Source organism: Pseudomonas sp. PK-RTE-24 (assembly GCF_054052265.1).
In genome coordinates this window covers 5,360,148-5,375,336 of the sequence record NZ_CM133224.1, presented here as the reverse complement: position 1 = coordinate 5,375,336, position 15,189 = coordinate 5,360,148, and the positions used below count along the sequence as shown (strand labels likewise).

15 protein-coding genes and 1 pseudogene are annotated in these 15,189 nt (G+C 57.7%); 3 read left to right on the top strand and 13 right to left on the bottom strand.

The genetic code is table 11. The features are described from left to right. Nucleotides 1-194: 194 nt before the first annotated feature. Nucleotides 195-734, bottom strand: coding sequence for a FixH family protein (locus tag ACV8MC_RS24130; protein WP_056784237.1), 540 nt, complete (start codon nucleotides 732-734; stop codon nucleotides 195-197). 13 nt (nucleotides 735-747) lie between these two features. After that, nucleotides 748-2,163, bottom strand: coding sequence for a cytochrome c oxidase accessory protein CcoG (ccoG, locus tag ACV8MC_RS24125; protein WP_073474016.1), 1,416 nt, complete (start codon nucleotides 2,161-2,163; stop codon nucleotides 748-750). A gap of 483 nt (nucleotides 2,164-2,646) precedes the next feature. Here ccoG and ACV8MC_RS24120 point away from each other — a divergent pair, with 483 nt between their 5' ends. Further along, nucleotides 2,647-3,651: a metallophosphoesterase family protein gene (locus ACV8MC_RS24120; RefSeq protein ID WP_457263795.1), complete on the top strand. Its 1,005-nt coding sequence runs from the start codon at nucleotides 2,647-2,649 to the stop codon at nucleotides 3,649-3,651. 38 nt (nucleotides 3,652-3,689) lie between these two features. Here the strand turns inward: ACV8MC_RS24120 and ACV8MC_RS24115 are convergent, their stop codons facing one another. The 10 genes from ACV8MC_RS24115 to ccoN (ACV8MC_RS24070) all read right to left on the bottom strand — a co-directional run bounded on the left by ACV8MC_RS24115 (nucleotide 3,690) and on the right by ccoN (ACV8MC_RS24070) (nucleotide 11,785). Further along, entirely contained in the window at nucleotides 3,690-4,109 is a 420-nt protein-coding gene (locus ACV8MC_RS24115; RefSeq protein ID WP_252869093.1) for a type II toxin-antitoxin system VapC family toxin, read from the bottom strand. Continuing rightward, on the bottom strand, nucleotides 4,109-4,363 hold the full coding sequence (locus tag ACV8MC_RS24110; RefSeq protein WP_056786773.1) for a type II toxin-antitoxin system Phd/YefM family antitoxin: 255 nt from the start codon (nucleotides 4,361-4,363) through the stop codon (nucleotides 4,109-4,111). The genes ACV8MC_RS24115 and ACV8MC_RS24110 overlap by 1 nt, the downstream gene beginning before the upstream one ends. Nucleotides 4,364-4,887: 524 nt before the next feature. Continuing rightward, nucleotides 4,888-5,871 (bottom strand): cytochrome-c oxidase, cbb3-type subunit III, encoded by a 984-nt coding sequence (gene ccoP / locus ACV8MC_RS24105; protein WP_457263792.1) that lies wholly within the window; start codon nucleotides 5,869-5,871, stop codon nucleotides 4,888-4,890. Continuing rightward, complete coding sequence (locus ACV8MC_RS24100; protein ID WP_016775513.1) at nucleotides 5,868-6,053, bottom strand: CcoQ/FixQ family Cbb3-type cytochrome c oxidase assembly chaperone; 186 nt, start codon at nucleotides 6,051-6,053, stop codon at nucleotides 5,868-5,870. The genes ccoP (ACV8MC_RS24105) and ACV8MC_RS24100 overlap by 4 nt, the downstream gene beginning before the upstream one ends. A gap of 5 nt (nucleotides 6,054-6,058) precedes the next feature. After that, nucleotides 6,059-6,667: a cytochrome-c oxidase, cbb3-type subunit II gene (ccoO, locus tag ACV8MC_RS24095; protein WP_007917161.1), complete on the bottom strand. Its 609-nt coding sequence runs from the start codon at nucleotides 6,665-6,667 to the stop codon at nucleotides 6,059-6,061. Next, nucleotides 6,667-8,109 carry a cytochrome-c oxidase, cbb3-type subunit I gene (gene ccoN, locus ACV8MC_RS24090; RefSeq protein ID WP_024012334.1) on the bottom strand — a complete coding sequence of 481 codons (1,443 nt, stop codon included), beginning with the start codon at nucleotides 8,107-8,109 and terminating at the stop codon, nucleotides 6,667-6,669. Before ccoN (ACV8MC_RS24090) ends, ccoO (ACV8MC_RS24095) begins: the two co-directional genes overlap by 1 nt. 481 nt (nucleotides 8,110-8,590) lie before the next feature. Next, complete coding sequence (gene ccoP, locus ACV8MC_RS24085) at nucleotides 8,591-9,544, bottom strand: cytochrome-c oxidase, cbb3-type subunit III (RefSeq protein ID WP_310215322.1); 954 nt, start codon at nucleotides 9,542-9,544, stop codon at nucleotides 8,591-8,593. Beyond that, nucleotides 9,541-9,738, bottom strand: a complete 198-nt coding sequence (locus ACV8MC_RS24080; RefSeq protein ID WP_024012336.1) for a cbb3-type cytochrome oxidase subunit 3 — start codon at nucleotides 9,736-9,738, stop codon at nucleotides 9,541-9,543. The genes ccoP (ACV8MC_RS24085) and ACV8MC_RS24080 overlap by 4 nt, the downstream gene beginning before the upstream one ends. A 3-nt stretch (nucleotides 9,739-9,741) precedes the next feature. Next, nucleotides 9,742-10,350, bottom strand: a complete 609-nt coding sequence (gene ccoO, locus ACV8MC_RS24075; protein ID WP_003223389.1) for a cytochrome-c oxidase, cbb3-type subunit II — start codon at nucleotides 10,348-10,350, stop codon at nucleotides 9,742-9,744. A 10-nt stretch (nucleotides 10,351-10,360) separates the two neighbouring features. Beyond that, nucleotides 10,361-11,785, bottom strand: a complete 1,425-nt coding sequence (ccoN, locus tag ACV8MC_RS24070; RefSeq protein ID WP_217850964.1) for a cytochrome-c oxidase, cbb3-type subunit I — start codon at nucleotides 11,783-11,785, stop codon at nucleotides 10,361-10,363. Nucleotides 11,786-11,877: 92 nt separating this feature from the next. On the opposite strand from ccoN (ACV8MC_RS24070), the gene ACV8MC_RS24065 reads away from it, so the two are divergent. Both ACV8MC_RS24065 and ACV8MC_RS24060 read left to right on the top strand, forming a co-directional pair. Further along, nucleotides 11,878-12,558 (top strand): alpha/beta family hydrolase, encoded by a 681-nt coding sequence (locus ACV8MC_RS24065; protein WP_258707853.1) that lies wholly within the window; start codon nucleotides 11,878-11,880, stop codon nucleotides 12,556-12,558. 1,333 nt (nucleotides 12,559-13,891) lie between these two features. Beyond that, nucleotides 13,892-14,246, top strand: a pseudogene (locus ACV8MC_RS24060) (DUF6124 family protein). 172 nt (nucleotides 14,247-14,418) lie between these two features. On the opposite strand, the gene ACV8MC_RS24055 reads toward ACV8MC_RS24060, so the two are convergent. After that, the gene (locus ACV8MC_RS24055) at nucleotides 14,419-14,889 is read right to left on the bottom strand and encodes a hypothetical protein (RefSeq protein WP_305382568.1); all 471 of its coding nucleotides are present in this window, start codon (nucleotides 14,887-14,889) and stop codon (nucleotides 14,419-14,421) included. Nucleotides 14,890-15,189 lie beyond the last annotated feature (300 nt).

Here is a 15,189-nt window from a genome sequence, read left to right as displayed (position 1 = left end):
GCCCTTGCATTGGGGGTGTTCGCTTGCCCTCACCCCAGCCCTCTCCCGGAGGGAGAGGGAGCCGATCGATGTGAGCCTGAAGAGCGGCTTCAGTCGCCGACATTGTCACTGTCATACGCCCCGCTTCCAAGCAACCGAGATCAGTCCCCTCTCCCTCCGGGAGAGGGCTAGGGTGAGGGGCTCTTGATTTTGATTCACTTCTTCAGATCTTCCGCACCCTGCAATGGCTCATCACCCAGCAGCAGTTCCTTGTCATGACTGACCAATTCTTCTTCAAACATGCGCCACACGTGCTCGTCCTGGCTGCCGAGCAACTCGACAAAGCGCCGCCCTTCGACCTTGTCGCTCAACTGGCCGATGTAGCGCCCGCTCTCGCTGCCACTGCGGGTCAGAACGATCTTGCGATCCTTCTCCGGCTGGGTCGGCGAGATCAGGTTCAGCTCCAGCGTTTGCGGCTGGCTGTCACCGTTCAAGCGCAAGTCGACTTCCCCGGTCACATCATCCAGATGCACCGCTGCACGCAGCTTCAGGGTTTGCGCCAGCAGCTCGCGATCCAGTGAACGGTTGATGCCTTTGCCTGCTTCGTAATAGTTGTCGTTGACCAGATTGTCCGGGTTGTTCACCGCGATGGTCACCATCGACAGGGTCAAGGCCACCGAGCAGGCGAGAATCGCGATGATGATCCACGGCCAGAGGTGCTTGTACCAAGGACTTGCGGCGTTTGCAGCGGGCATGTTCAAAATTCTCTCAACGGATTTGTGGGCCGATGAATCGGCTCTTGGCTTCAACGTGGACGCTGTCGTCATCGGCATCCTTGAGGATGAATTTCACCTCGTTGGTGCTCGATGGCAGTTGTTCCGGTGCGCTGGACAACTCGACCGGCATGCTGACGATATCCCCGGCGGCAACCTTGATCTCGCGCTTGCCTTGCAGGCGCAGGTCCGGCAGGCCCTCGGCTTGCAGCAGGTAAGTGTGGTCGCGCTGATCCTTGTTCATGATCTTCAGGCTGTAGACGTTTTCGATCCGGCCTTCAGCGTTTTCGCGGTACAGCACGCGGTCTTTGCTGACGTCGAAGCCGACCAGTGAACGCATGAAGAACGCGGCGACCAACAGGCTGATCATCGCCAGCAGCACCACGGCGTAGCCGATCAGGCGCGGTCGCAGTTTATGGGTTTTCTGCCCGGAGAGGTTGTGTTCGGTGGTGTAGCTGATCAGGCCGCGCGGGTAATCCATCTTGTCCATGATGCTGTCGCAAGCGTCGATGCACGCCGCGCAGCCGATGCATTCGATCTGCAGGCCATCGCGGATGTCGATGCCGGTCGGGCAGACCTGCACGCACATCGTGCAGTCGATGCAATCGCCCAGCCCCAGGGCTTTGTAGTCGATGCCTTTCTTGCGCGGCCCACGGCTTTCGCCACGGCGCGGGTCGTAGGAAACGATCAGCGTGTCCTTGTCGAACATCACGCTCTGGAAGCGCGCATACGGGCACATGTAGATGCACACCTGCTCACGCAACCAACCGGCATTGCCGTACGTGGCGAGGGTGAAAAAACCGACCCAGAAATACGACCAGCCATCGGCCTGACCGGTGAAAAATTCGATGACCAGTTCGCGGATCGGCGAGAAGTAGCCGACAAAGGTCATGCCGGTGACAAAACCGATCAACAGCCACAGCGAATGTTTGGCCAGCTTGCGCAGGAATTTGTTGGCGCTCATCGGCGCCTTGTCGAGCTTGATGCGCTGGTTGCGGTCGCCTTCGGTGACCTTTTCGCACCACATGAAAATCCACGTCCACACGCTCTGCGGGCAGGTATACCCGCACCAGACGCGCCCGGCATAGACAGTGATGAAGAACAGGCCGAACGCGGCAATGATCAACAGGCCCGAGAGCAGGATGAAATCCTGTGGCCAGAAAGTCGCGCCGAAGATGAAGAACTTGCGCTCCGGCAGGTTCCACCACACCGCCTGATGACCGCCCCAGTTCAGCCACACCGTGCCGAAATACAGCAGAAACAACGCCGCACCGCCAAGCATCCGCAGATTGCGGAACAGGCCTGTGAAGGCACGGGTGTAGATTTTTTCTCGTGAGGCATAAAGATCGACGCTGTTGTTCGCGTTCTTGCTCGGTGGCGTGACGTCGTGTACCGGAATCTGATTGCTCATCATTGCATCCCACGGCAGTGGAAAAATGCCTCGGTCGATACGTGCCAACCGAGGTCAAAAAGGCTGTTGCAGTAGCGCGATGATACGCCTGCCGCTCTGGCTCAAGGGTGCGACCTTTGGTCGCGTTGGGTAAAAAATGCGGATGGTGTAGCGATTGCGCAAAAGCCTGACGCAGATCAATTGACTTGTTGAGTATGGACGCTTTTGCCGAAGTGGCTAGTTCATCCTTTCAATTGTTTGTTCACGCCACTGCCGTTGATTTCGCAAGTTGAATAACACCCGTGATTGTTTTCGTCCAGGCGACAACTCAGGCCGGACGCTACGGGTTTCTATTGATTCGTATGTTGTAAGTTGTTGGGTCTGAAATATATTCACTCGATTGTTGTAGGTGAAGGCTTTGAAGTTTTCGCGGTATTCGAATAAGTTCTGTTCGCGCGAAACTTCTTTTGCGTACCGAAAATTAATTGAAATGGAATTTCAAGCATGGCTTTGAATAAATTCATGAGCACCTTTATGGGTGCTTGTCTGGTAGCTTCGGCTATTACCGCTCAGGCTACAACTGGCATGCCGAAACATATGGTCTTTGCTTCGGATACTCAATATCCGTGGACAGACAAGACTGATATCCGCGAGCCCGAATCGGATTCAGAATTCACGGCGCGCTCGAAATGGCTGATTGAAACCCAACTTGCAAGCATTGCCGAATTCAGAAATCTACACGGCTCCCAAGCGCGGGTTCCTTTGATGATCAATGGCGATATAACCGCTTTTGGTCATGGCTGGCAGCGCTCGTTCATGAAGGATTCGCTGAACAGGCACTTCAAGGGTGAATATCTTTACGGCTTGGGCAATCACGACTATGAAAACAATGTTGATGATTGCTTTACCAATAACTGTGCTGCAGGAAGTATTGTCGAGTTCAAAGAACATCATGAAGGTAAAGTCGATAACTTTGATCTGAAAATCACTGACGGTTTTCTGAGCAGGACGTATGCCGGTAGTCTCGCCTATTCGAAAAATATCGGCGAAGTGCATATGGTTCAGCTTAATAACGAGCCGACCTACACCACCCGGATTGCTCATCCGTTGAACCCGACAACGTTCGAAATCAACGACGCACTGGACTGGCTCGAGACCGATCTGCGACTGGCGCGAGCGTCGGGCTACGCCATCATTATCAATATGCATAAACCCTTGCGGCACCAGGGCAGCCCCGAGCAGAAGAAGCGTTTCCATGACATGGTCAACAAGTACCAGGTGACGGCCATTTTCGCCGGCCACCTGCATACCGAGGGAGGAAGTTCCTACTGGGAAGGCAGCGTCCCCATGTATCTCAGCGGAAGCACCTCTCAGCAAACCTACCTGACTGCGAATTTCACCGAGGATCGCAAGCATTTGCAGATCTATCTGGTGAAGAACAACCAGTGGCGTGAGCGGACGCTGATCGATACCACGGTTGTGCATTCAATCTTTGCCCAACGCCCATGAAAAAAGCCCCGCCGGTGATAGGGCGGGGTGTTCAGCAGTCAGTTATTGGCAGCGATCCATGGGTTGATCAGATTGACGCCGCTGAGTTGAAAGTCCGCAATGTTGCGAGTTACCAGCGTAAGCCCGTGCACAAGCGCGGTGGCGGCGATCAAGGCGTCGCATTCACTGCTGCGGTCGGGAACATGCAATCGTGCGCACCGGGTGGCGACGCTGGTATCGACAGGCAGGATTCTTCCAGAGAACGCCGGTTTGACGTGATGTTCCAGCCAGTTGCGCAGCAGCTGGCCTTGTGAAGGGTCACGACGTTCGATACGCAGGGCGCCCGTTTCCAGTTCCAGCACAGTGATTGCAGATAGATACAGGCTGGCTGGGGAAACGCTGTTTGCCCATTTCACCACATGCCTGTCGGCTTGTTTTTTCCGCAGCTCGGAAACTACATTGGTATCCAGTAGGAACATCAGGAAAGGTCCACGCTGCGAGGAGTGATTACAGCGCGCTCGGGTTCGAATTCGATTTCAAGCGCATTCGGCATCGCCAGTAGCTCAACGATGCTGGTCTCGCAACCGGTCAGTTTCTGGTACTCCTCAATGCTGAGCAATACGTGGGCAGGCCTGCCTCGGTCAGTAATGATTACTGGACCTTGACGCGTGGCTTTTTTGGCTGCACTGGTGTCCTGATTGAACTCGCGGCTGGAAATGGTGGTGATGGCCATCATGTTTGGCCTCCAGAAATTCTGATGTAGGAACGTTACTATTTTGAGGTTTTCACCGCAATCGGAAAGGCAGGTCGGGGACGATCGGTTTGTCAATTTCATAAGGGCACCGGCGAAGGCGCCTCCCGCCAAGGCGTGAGGCACTGGATACAGGGCGTAAATTCGGTGTTTTTGCTGCCCTTGTCAGAGCAATCTACCGCCGCCGAGGCCGTCGAGTCCGCCACCGTGGCCGGGGCTGTTCATGGTTTGCTGCGATACCTTGAGTAACGGTTTCACAGGTGTTCGTTCGAACCCTGCCCTGTGGGTAGAGCCGGGTTGAGGCTGATTTTGCAGTGTGCTTTGGTGATCTTTCGACATTGGGGCTTCATCCTTGAAGTGGACCCGATAGGCTTATCGGGCGAAAAAACCTACCGTGCATCGCAGCTCAGGTCCATTGAGCAAGCGTTTCGAATCATGAATGCGAGCATGCAAAAAGGCCCCGTCAATTCCCATTGGCGGGGCCTTTTTTGCTTCAAGCGTTGGCCTTACTCAGCCTTCGCCTCCGGTGTTTTTTCACCATGGGACAAACTGTAAACATACGCCGCCAGCAGGTGCACCTTGTCATTGCCCTGCAGTTGTTCCTGCGCAGGCATCTGGCCCTGACGACCGTAACGGATGGTCTGCTGCAGTTGCGCGAAGCTTGAGCCGTAGATGAATGCGCCCGGATGGGTCAGGTCAGGCGCACCCATGGCCGGCGTGCCTTTGCCGGCAGGGCCGTGGCAAGCCACGCAGTTGGCGGCGAAGAGTTTCTGGCCGTTGGCCGGGTCGGCCTTGGTGCCTTCCGGCAGTTTGCGCCCGTCGAGGTTGGTCACCACGTAAGCAGCCACATCGGCCACGCCTTGCTCACCGATCACTTCAGCCCACGCCGGCATCACCGCGTGGCGGCCGCCCATGATGGTGGTCTTGATGGTTTCCGGCTCACCGCCCCAGCGCCAGTCGGCGTCGGTCAGGTTGGGGAAGCCATAGGCACCCTTGGCGTCGGAACCGTGGCACACCGAGCAGTTGGACGCGAACAGACGGCCGCCCATCTTCAGTGCTTGCGGATCCTTGGCGACTTCTTCGATCGGCATCGCTGCAAACTTGGCGAAAATCGGACCGAAGCGCGCGTCCGAACGGGCCATTTCCTTTTCCCACTCGTGGACGCCGGTCCAGCCGGTCTGGCCGTTGGCGAACGCGGTCTGTTTCTCGGTATCCAGATAGTTGTAGCCCGGCAGCAGACCTTTCCAGTTGCCCAGACCCGGGTACAGCACCAGATAACCCAGGGCAAAAATGATGGTGCCGACGAACAGCATGAACCACCATATCGGCAGCGGGTTGTCGTACTCCTCGATCCCGTCGAAGGAGTGGCCGACCGTCTCGTCCGTCTGTTCGCTGCGCTGGCCCTTGCGGGTCGACAGCAGCAGCCAGGTCAGGGCGAAGATCGTACCGAGACTGAGGACTGTGACGTACAGACTCCAGAATGTAGTCATTCTTTGTTACTCCTAGAAGCTTGCTCGACGTGCTTGATGGCTTCGGGATCATCGGCAAAAGGCAGCATGGTCGCATCGTCGAATTCCGACTTGCGCTTGGGGCTGAACACCCACAAGGCCAGACCGATGAAGGCCACCATCACGACAACGGTGCCCAGGCCTCGAATCATCCCGATATCCATCAGATTCACCGTTTGCTTTTGATGATGGTGCCCAGGCCTTGCAGATAGGCCACCAGCGCGTCCATTTCGGTTTTGCCCTTCACGGCATCCTGTGCACCGGCGATGTCTTCGTCGGTGTACGGCACGCCGAGGGTGCGCAAGACTTCCATTTTTTTCGCGGTTTCCTTGCCGTCGAGCTTGTTTTCCACGAGGAACGGGTAAGCCGGCATTTTCGACTCGGGGACCACGTTGCGCGGGTTGTACAAGTGCGCACGTTGCCAGTCATCGGAGTAACGACCGCCCACACGGGCCAGATCCGGGCCGGTACGTTTGGAACCCCACAGGAACGGGTGGTCCCAGACGCTTTCACCGGCGACCGAATAGTGGCCATAGCGTTCAGTTTCAGCGCGGAACGGGCGGATCATCTGCGAGTGGCAGCCGACACAACCGTTGGCGATGTACACGTCGCGGCCTTCCAGTTCCAGCGCCGAGCGCGGCTTCATGCCCTCGACCGGCTTGTTGGTGACGTCCTGGAAGAACAGCGGAACAATTTGGGTCAGGCCACCGACGCTGACGGCGATGACCATGAAGAAGGCCAGCAGGCCAATATTCTTCTCGACAGCTTCATGCTTCATCAGTGAGCTCCAACGACGGCAATCTTGGCGGCGGCTTCGGCTTCAACCGGATCCGACGCACGGACAGTGCGGTACACGTTGTAAGCCATCAGCAGCATGCCGCTGGCAAAGAAAGCACCGCCCAGCGCGCGGACGATGAAGCCCGGGTGGCTGGCCTGCAGCGCTTCGACGAACGAGTAGGTGAGGGTGCCGTCATCGTTGATTGCACGCCACATCAGGCCCTGGGTGATGCCGTTGACCCACATCGACGCGATGTAGAGCACGGTGCCGATGGTGGCGAGCCAGAAGTGCGCGTTGATCAGCCCGGTGCTGTGCATCTGCGCCCGGCCGAACAGTTTCGGGATCATGTGGTAGATCGCGCCGATCGAGATCATCGCTACCCAACCGAGGGCGCCGGCGTGGACGTGGCCGATGGTCCAGTCGGTGTAGTGCGAGAGCGAGTTGACGGTCTTGATCGCCATCATCGGCCCTTCGAAGGTCGACATGCCGTAGAACGCCAGCGACACCACGAGGAAGCGCAGGATCGGGTCGGTGCGCAACTTATGCCAGGCGCCCGACAGGGTCATCATGCCGTTGATCATGCCGCCCCAGCTTGGCGCCAGGAGGATGATCGACATCGCCATGCCTAGCGATTGCGCCCAGTCCGGCAGGGCGGTGTAGTGCAGGTGGTGCGGGCCAGCCCAGATGTACAGGGTGATCAGCGCCCAGAAGTGCACGATCGACAGACGATAGGAGTAGATCGGGCGTTCGGCCTGTTTCGGCACGAAGTAGTACATCATCCCGAGGAAACCGGTGGTGAGGAAGAAGCCCACCGCGTTGTGGCCGTACCACCACTGGATCATCGCGTCAGTGGCGCCGGAGTAGGCCGAGTACGACTTGAACAGGCTGACCGGCAGCGACATGTGGTTGACGATGTGCAGCATCGCGGTGACGACGATGAACGCGCCGTAGAACCAGTTGCCGACATAGATGTGCTTGGTTTTGCGCTTGGTGATGGTGCCGAAGAACACCAGACCGTAGGTGACCCAGACAATGGCCAGCAAAATGGCGATCGGCCATTCCAGCTCGGCGTATTCCTTGGTGGTGGTGTAACCCAGCGGCAAGGTAATGATTGCGCCGACGATGACCGCTTGCCAGCCCCAGAAGGTAAAGGCCGCGAGGCTGTCGGAAATCAGTCGCGTCTGGCAGGTTCGCTGCACGACATAGTAGGAAGTGGCAAACAGTGCACAACCGCCGAAGGCGAAAATCACCAGGTTTGTGTGCAACGGGCGCAGGCGTCCAAAGCTCGTCCACGGCAGACCGAAGTTCAGTTCCGGCCAGACCAGTTGCGAGGCAATGAAGACACCGAGCCCCATGCCAAGGATCCCCCAGACCACCGTCATGATGGCGAACTGGCGGACTACCTTATAGTTATAAGCAGTCGGACTGATTGCTGTGCTCATTCTAAGGTTCCACGGTTTGGGTATTTTTATAGGGATAAAATCGGCCGCAAGTATGTATAAAGCAGGGGGTCATTGCAACGCGCCATGACCTGGGTCAATGCTTTCCAACGCTGATTCTGCGGCCTTTCCATGCGCCGCGTAGGGTCAAAAATGGCCTCTGACAAAATGTCGCAGTGCGCGTAAAAAGCTCGCAATCCGGATCGCCGTCAACGGTGCCCGTTCACAGGTCGTGATCGGGAAATTGCGGGCGATCGGCGCAACAGCCGTTATCTACCTGCGTTTGCGGCGAATCCATCAACCGGTTCACGGTGCGCATCGTTCGGGATTGATCTGGAAACCGACTTCAGCCGGTCCGCTTCGATGAAGCGTAGACCCGAATCCGGGGTTCCGAAAGGAGAGGATCCAAGGGGTGCGACAATGCGTCGCAAAGGGGCGGGAAACTGCCGCAGCGAGAAAGCTGCGGCAGTGGTGTACGCAATTGCTATTTCTTGCTGTCTTCAGTTATCAGTTTTTCTGTGTTCAATCCGTGGCTCAGGCTGTACACATAAGCGGCGAGCAATTGCACTTTGTCGTTGCCCAACATCTCGTTCTGCGCCGGCATATGCCCCTGACGACCATGGCGAATGGTCTGCTCCAGTTGGGTCAGGCTGGTGCCATAAATGAAGCCGGCCGGGTGGGTAAGATTCGGTGCGCCCATGGCAGGGGTGCCTTGGCCAGTTGCGCCGTGGCAAGCCACGCACGTGGTGCTGAACGCCTGCTGTCCGGCTTGCAGGTCTGCCTTGCTGTCGGCGGGTAGCGGCAGGCCGGCGAGTTCGTGGCGCACGTAGGCGGCAACGTTTTTCACCCCGGCCTCACCGAGCACTTCGCCCCAGGCCGGCATTGCCGCCATCCGTCCACCCATGATGGTGGCCTTGATCGTCTCGGCATCGCCGCCCCAGCGCCAGTCGCTGTCGGCAAGGTTAGGGAAGCCGAACGCGCCCTTGGCATCCGAGCCGTGGCACACCGAGCAATTGGAGGCGAACAGACGACCGCCCATTTTCAGCGCCTGCGGATCCTTGGCCACTTCTTCCAGCGGCATCGCCGCGAATTTGGCGAAGATCGGCCCGAACCGGGCGTCCGCCTTGTTCATTTCCTTTTCCCATTCGTGCACGCCTGTCCAGCCATCCTCATAGCCGGGCAGGATGCCTTTCCAGTTGCCCAGGCCCGGATAGAGAATCAGATAACCCACCGAGAACACCAGCGTGCCGGCGAACAGCATGAACCACCACTGCGGCAGCGGGTTGTCGTACTCCTCGATGCCGTCGAAGCTGTGGCCCATGGTCTGGTCGACACTGCCCTTGGTCTCGCCCCGGCGGGTGCCGATCAGCAGCCAGGTCAGGCCGATCAGGCTGCCAATGGTCAGTACGCAGATCCACGTACTCCAGAAGGTGGTCATGGCCGGGTACTCCTTGTTTCAGGGGCTGAAATTGTTTCGGGTAGTGGCTCGTCGGCGAACGGCAGCAGGCGTGCTTCGGCGAATTCCGGGGTGCGCTTGCGGTTGAACACCCACAAGGTCAAACCGATGAAGGCGACGAACACCACGACCGTGCCGAGGCCGCGGATCAGGCCTGCACTCATTTCAATGACCATGGCTCACCTCTTGCTCTTGATCGCAGTGCCGAGCACTTGCAGGTAGGAAACGAGGGCGTCCATTTCGGTCTTGCCCTTGAGGCTGGCGACCGCGCCGCTGATGTCGTCATCGGTATACGGCACGCCGAGGGTACGCATGGTTTTCAGCTTGGTTTCAGTGTGGCTGCTGTCGACCGCTTGGGTGACCAGCCACGGGTAGGCCGGCATCTTCGACTCCGGCACGACGTTGCGCGGGTTGTACAAGTGCGCGCGGTGCCAGTCATCCGAGTAACGCGCGCCAACGCGGGCGAGGTCCGGACCGGTACGTTTCGAACCCCACAGGAACGGGTGATCCCAGACGCTTTCGCCGGCCACCGAGTAGTGCCCGTAGCGCTCGGTTTCGGCGCGGAACGGACGGATCATCTGCGAGTGACAACCGACGCAGCCTTCGCGGATATAGATGTCGCGACCTTCCAGTTGCAGCGCGGTGTATGGCTTCATGCCCTCCACCGGTTTGTTGGTGACGTCCTGGAAGAACAGCGGGACGATCTGGGTCAGGCCGCCGATGCTCACGGCGAACACCATCAACAGCATCAGCAGGCCGACGTTCTTTTCAATCGTTTCGTGTTTCATGGCGGACTCCTCAGGCCATCTGCGCGGCAGCGACGACGTCGGCAGGCTGCGAGGCCCGCACGGTGCGCCAGGTGTTGTAAGCCATCAGGAACATGCCGCTTAAGAAAATCGCCCCGCCGATCAGCCGCACGACAAAGCCCGGATGGCTGGCCACCAGGGTTTCGACGAAGGAGTAAGTCAGCGTGCCGTCCTCGTTGACCGCGCGCCACATCAGGCCCTGGGCGATGCCGTTGACCCACATCGAGGCGATGTAGAGCACGGTGCCGATGGTCGCCAGCCAGAAGTGCGCATTGATCAGGCCGACGCTGTGCATCTGCGCTTTGCCGAAGATTTTCGGGATCATGTGGTACAGCGCGCCGATCGAGATCATCGCTACCCAGCCGAGGGCGCCGGCGTGAACGTGGCCGATGGTCCAGTCGGTGTAGTGGGAGAGGGCGTTGACAGTCTTGATGGCCATCATCGGCCCTTCGAAGGTCGACATGCCGTAGAACGCCAGCGACACCACGAGGAAGCGCAGGATCGGGTCGCTGCGCAACTTATGCCAGGCGCCCGAGAGGGTCATCATGCCGTTGATCATGCCGCCCCAGCTCGGTGCCAGCAGGATCAGCGACATCACCATGCCCAGTGACTGTGCCCAGTCCGGCAGCGCGGTGTAGTGCAAGTGGTGCGGGCCGGCCCAGATGTACAGGGTGATCAAGGCCCAGAAGTGCACGATCGACAGGCGATACGAATACACCGGACGTTCGGCCTGTTTCGGCACGAAGTAATACATCATGCCGAGGAAACCGGCGGTGAGGAAAAAGCCCACAGCGTTGTGGCCGTACCACCACTGCACCATGGCGTCGGTTGCACCTGCGTACACCGAGTAGGACTTGGTGAAACTCACCGGCAACTCAAGGTTGTTGACGATGTGGAGGATCGCCACGGTGATGATGAACGCGCCGAAGAACCAGTTGCCCACATAGATGTGCTTGGTCTTGCGCTGCATGATCGTGCCGAAGAACACGATCGCGTAGGCGACCCAGACGATGGTGATCAGGATGTCGATCGGCCATTCCAGTTCGGCGTATTCCTTGGAGCTGGTGTAACCCAGCGGCAGGCTGATCGCCGCCAGCAGGATCACCAGTTGCCAGCCCCAGAAGCAGAACGCGGCGATTTGCGGCGCAAACAATTGCGTCTGGCAGGTGCGTTGCACCGAATAGAAAGAGCTGGCGAACAGCGCGCAGCCACCGAAGGCGAAGATCACCGCGTTGGTGTGCAGCGGGCGCAGACGGCCGAAACTGGTCCAGGGCAAATTGAAGTTGAGTTCCGGCCAGACCAATTGCGCCGCGAGAAAAACCCCGAGGCCCATGCCGACGATGCCCCACACCACCGTCATAATGGCGAATTGGCGGACCACCTTGTAGTTGTAGGCGGTACTGATAGAAGTGTTCATGGTTCCCCATCCACGGTTCAGCCGAAGTGAGCGCGCGCAAACGACGCGAATCCTTCGCCTGGAGTTATAGGCAGACTAAAAGCGAGGCAAGCATGGACAAACAGCACAAGGCCAGTATTGACGGGGATCAATGGGCGCAGTGTGTGCTCGATCATGGGTGGCTTTGGGATGCCGCTGTTGGTGAGGCTTCGGCAACGCTGATTCTGGCGCACGGGGCGGGGGCGCCGATGGATAGCGACTGGATGAACGACATGGCTGGGCGCCTTGCCGGGCTTGGGGTCAACGTGTTGCGCTTTGAGTTTCCGTATATGGCGCAGCGGCGGGTGGATGGGGTTAAGCGGCCGCCGAATCCTGCGCCGAAACTGTTGGATTGCTGGCGGGAGGTGTTTGCGCTTGTGCGGCGTCATGTCGCTGGGCCGTTGGCGATTGGCGGCAAGTCCATGGGTGGGCGGATGGCGAGTCTGGTGGCGGATGAGTTGGGGGTGGATGCGTTGGTGTGTCTGGGATATCCGTTTTATGCGGTGGGGAAGCCGGAGAAGCCTCGGGTTGAGCATTTGGCTTCGTTGCGCACGCGGGCGTTGATTGTGCAGGGAGAGCGGGACGCTCTGGGGAATCGCGAGGCGGTTGAGGGGTATTCGTTAGCGCCGGGGATTGAGGTGTTTTGGTTGGTGGCGGGGGATCATGATTTGAAGCCGTTGAAGGTTTCTGGGTTTACGCATTCCGATCATTTGGCGGGTGCTGCGCAGAAGGTGGCTGAATTTCTCGGTGACTGATTTTGAGCCGGGCCGGGATTTTGCGTTGCATGAAGACCTGCTCCCTTTCCCCCTCGCCCCCTTGGGGGAGAGGGTTGGGGTGAGGGGGCTAGCTTTTGATCTTGCTCTTGGGGGCATATCCGTTGCTTCGGGAGCTGCGGCTGGCGGTTTCGCCTGACGGCGACTTACTTTTTTACAAGCGCCTAAAAAAGTAAGCAAAAAACGCTAGCTCCTGCGTTCGGCCCTCGCAGGCTCGGGTTCCTTCGCTCCGGGACTGATCCGGGCGCAGCGGCTCCGGTTTGCTTCGCTGCACCTCCTTCCGCTGTGTCTGGCTGCGCCAGACGGTCGCTACGCTCCCACCCCCGGATCAATCCCTCCACTCAGCCTTCCGACGTCGCCGGTGGATCAAGATCAAGAGCACTCGAGCTTGCGCTCATTGTTGAGTGGTGCGGCTTCGCCGCGGGCAGCTGCGCTGCCTTGCTTTTCTGTGGGAGCGAGCCTGCTCGCGAAGGCGGCCTGACAGCCGACCTGATTCTTCCTGATGTACACCGCGCTCCTTGGAGAAGTGAGCCAGCTCGCGATGGCGGTCTCCCAGTCGACCAATCTCTACCGTTTGGACCAAATCCCTGTGGGAGCTGGCTTGCCAGCGATGGCAGCCTCCAAGCCGACCAATCCCCCACTGATGTACCCGATCTAAATGTGGGAGCGAGCCTGCTCGCGAAGGCGGTCTGACAGCCGACCTGATTCTTCCTGATGTACACCGCGCTCCTTGGAGAAGTGAGCCAGCTCGCGATGGCGGTCTCCCAGTCGACCAATCTCTACCGTTTGGACCAAATCCCTGTGGGAGCTGGCTTGCCAGCGATGGCGGCCTCCAAGCCGACCAATCCCTCACTGATGTACCCGATCCAAATGTGGGAGCGAGCCTGCTCGCGAAAGCTCCCTTCCAGACGACATCAAACCACCTGCCTGTCAGAGGCAATCTCTGAACTTAAACATCATCAAATACCAATGTTTAAACTACACGACCCGTTACGCCATCCCGGCTACAACTCCTTGCGCCATTGCCTACGCCTACGCCAGAATCCGCCGGCTTACGCGTCTAGGCGGCGGGCTATATCGTTTGTCTGTCACTGAGAAACAGTGATGGGGTTTGGTAGCCCGCGTCGAAACCGTTGTATAGCGTCACCGTATGCAGTCCCGTTTCGGGGCTCGACTTTTATGGTGGGCATGCGTGGGGCTCCTTTGTGAGCGCCGGGTTTCCTGTTTCGACCGGTCTACCAACCTGCGTATGACCACCACCTTTCGTTTGGTAGCGAGGGTGTTGGCTCCCAATATTCGAAACCGGAGTACGCCCATGTTCAAAGTCACCCCCAACCCGCCACCCCCCCCACGACCGCGCTCTCGATCCGCAAAAAATCCAGGAAGCCACCGACCGCGCCCTCGATTACTACCTCAAACCCGAAGATCTGGCCGCTCCACCAAGCTCTCCAAAATATCGCCCGATCTATGTCGGGGACCCCACGCTGGATGACGAAACCCTGTTGGTCGAGGCCTGCGAGTCGCTTTCATACGCGCATGCCATGGCCGGTAACATCGCCAACTCGATAGGCGGCCCGGAACGCAAACCACTGCTGGCGCTGCAACAGGTGATCATGCTCAACGAACTGTTGGTCAATCGACTGCTGGATAAGCTGAAGTTGCCTCAATAATTTCGCTGGCTGTTATGGCCTCTTCGCGAGCAGGCTCGCTCCCACAGGGGATTGGTGTCTGGCACCTAATCTGTGATCAGCGCAGATCCAGTGTGGGAGTGAGCCTGTTCGCGAAGCGCCATACGGCTAAAAGGGCGGGGATGCAATCTGATCGAAACGTTGTCGCGAAAAATCACAAATCATCCCTAAGCAAGTTGAAAGTACCTATAGGCTGCGTTCGGTATCCATGGCTTTTGAACTTTGCTTCAAATGTACCTTTAGCAATCCCCTTGGTGGGATGGATGTCGATAGTGACCGTGGCTTCATCAGCATCAACATAAGTAAATCCATAAAACCCAGAGGGTCCAGGTGACGAGTGGCCGTGCTGGAATGTCAGCCCGTCTTCTAACGTATAAGTTTTATGGAACGGGGCGTCACTGGTATAGGGGATCGAGAAAGAGTAGAGAAAGATGTTCTTCTCCTCCAGTGTTCCTGTAGATCCTGAGATTGACCAGCTCTTTTCGCCCGTCGGAATAAAATGACGTAGCTCAAAAGAAATTATAGTGGCCGTGGTTTCAGGGTTGGTGCCGAATTGCCAAGTGAAAACATTAGACTGTTTTGGAATGGCACCTGGTTTTGGGATGAGGATGCTATGTTTGCTCATTTTTTAGCTCCTTGGTCATATCGTGATAACAATGAAAACCATCTGTTCAACAATTTATAGATATGCCCCTGAAACTTGAATGTCTACTGTAAGACCTGACAGTAGACATACGCTGTATTCTGTGGATTTTCGCCAGGATTTCCGAATGTGCAGCGCAAAACTTTCTGATGAAGTTCAATATTAGATGTCTGGGTTTGGCAGGCGGCGCAATGCATGACTGAACTACTCAAGCACAGTCTCAACCTACTCAAATCCTATTGAGTAGTTCATTGACACAAGAAAAAACCCGGAAGGCTCACG

Excerpts from the sequence above, each read along its gene's own strand:
- ccoO (WP_007917161.1), bottom strand. The coding sequence starts at position 6,667 with ATGAAGCATGAAGCTGTCGAGAAGAATATTGGCCTGCTGGCCTTCTTC.
- ccoN (WP_217850964.1), bottom strand. The coding sequence starts at position 11,785 with ATGAACACTTCTATCAGTACCGCCTACAACTACAAGGTGGTCCGCCAA.
- ccoO (WP_003223389.1), bottom strand. The coding sequence starts at position 10,350 with ATGAAACACGAAACGATTGAAAAGAACGTCGGCCTGCTGATGCTGTTG.
- ACV8MC_RS24055 (WP_305382568.1), bottom strand. The coding sequence starts at position 14,889 with ATGAGCAAACATAGCATCCTCATCCCAAAACCAGGTGCCATTCCAAAA.
- ACV8MC_RS24080 (WP_024012336.1), bottom strand. The coding sequence starts at position 9,738 with ATGGTCATTGAAATGAGTGCAGGCCTGATCCGCGGCCTCGGCACGGTC.
- ACV8MC_RS24065 (WP_258707853.1), top strand. The coding sequence starts at position 11,878 with ATGGACAAACAGCACAAGGCCAGTATTGACGGGGATCAATGGGCGCAG.
- ccoP (WP_457263792.1), bottom strand. The coding sequence starts at position 5,871 with ATGACTACATTCTGGAGTCTGTACGTCACAGTCCTCAGTCTCGGTACG.
- ccoG (WP_073474016.1), bottom strand. The coding sequence starts at position 2,163 with ATGAGCAATCAGATTCCGGTACACGACGTCACGCCACCGAGCAAGAAC.
- ACV8MC_RS24120 (WP_457263795.1), top strand. The coding sequence starts at position 2,647 with ATGGCTTTGAATAAATTCATGAGCACCTTTATGGGTGCTTGTCTGGTA.
- ACV8MC_RS24115 (WP_252869093.1), bottom strand. The coding sequence starts at position 4,109 with ATGTTCCTACTGGATACCAATGTAGTTTCCGAGCTGCGGAAAAAACAA.
- ccoN (WP_024012334.1), bottom strand. The coding sequence starts at position 8,109 with ATGAGCACAGCAATCAGTCCGACTGCTTATAACTATAAGGTAGTCCGC.
- ACV8MC_RS24130 (WP_056784237.1), bottom strand. The coding sequence starts at position 734 with ATGCCCGCTGCAAACGCCGCAAGTCCTTGGTACAAGCACCTCTGGCCG.
- ccoP (WP_310215322.1), bottom strand. The coding sequence starts at position 9,544 with ATGACCACCTTCTGGAGTACGTGGATCTGCGTACTGACCATTGGCAGC.
- ACV8MC_RS24100 (WP_016775513.1), bottom strand. The coding sequence starts at position 6,053 with ATGGATATCGGGATGATTCGAGGCCTGGGCACCGTTGTCGTGATGGTG.
- ACV8MC_RS24110 (WP_056786773.1), bottom strand. The coding sequence starts at position 4,363 with ATGGCCATCACCACCATTTCCAGCCGCGAGTTCAATCAGGACACCAGT.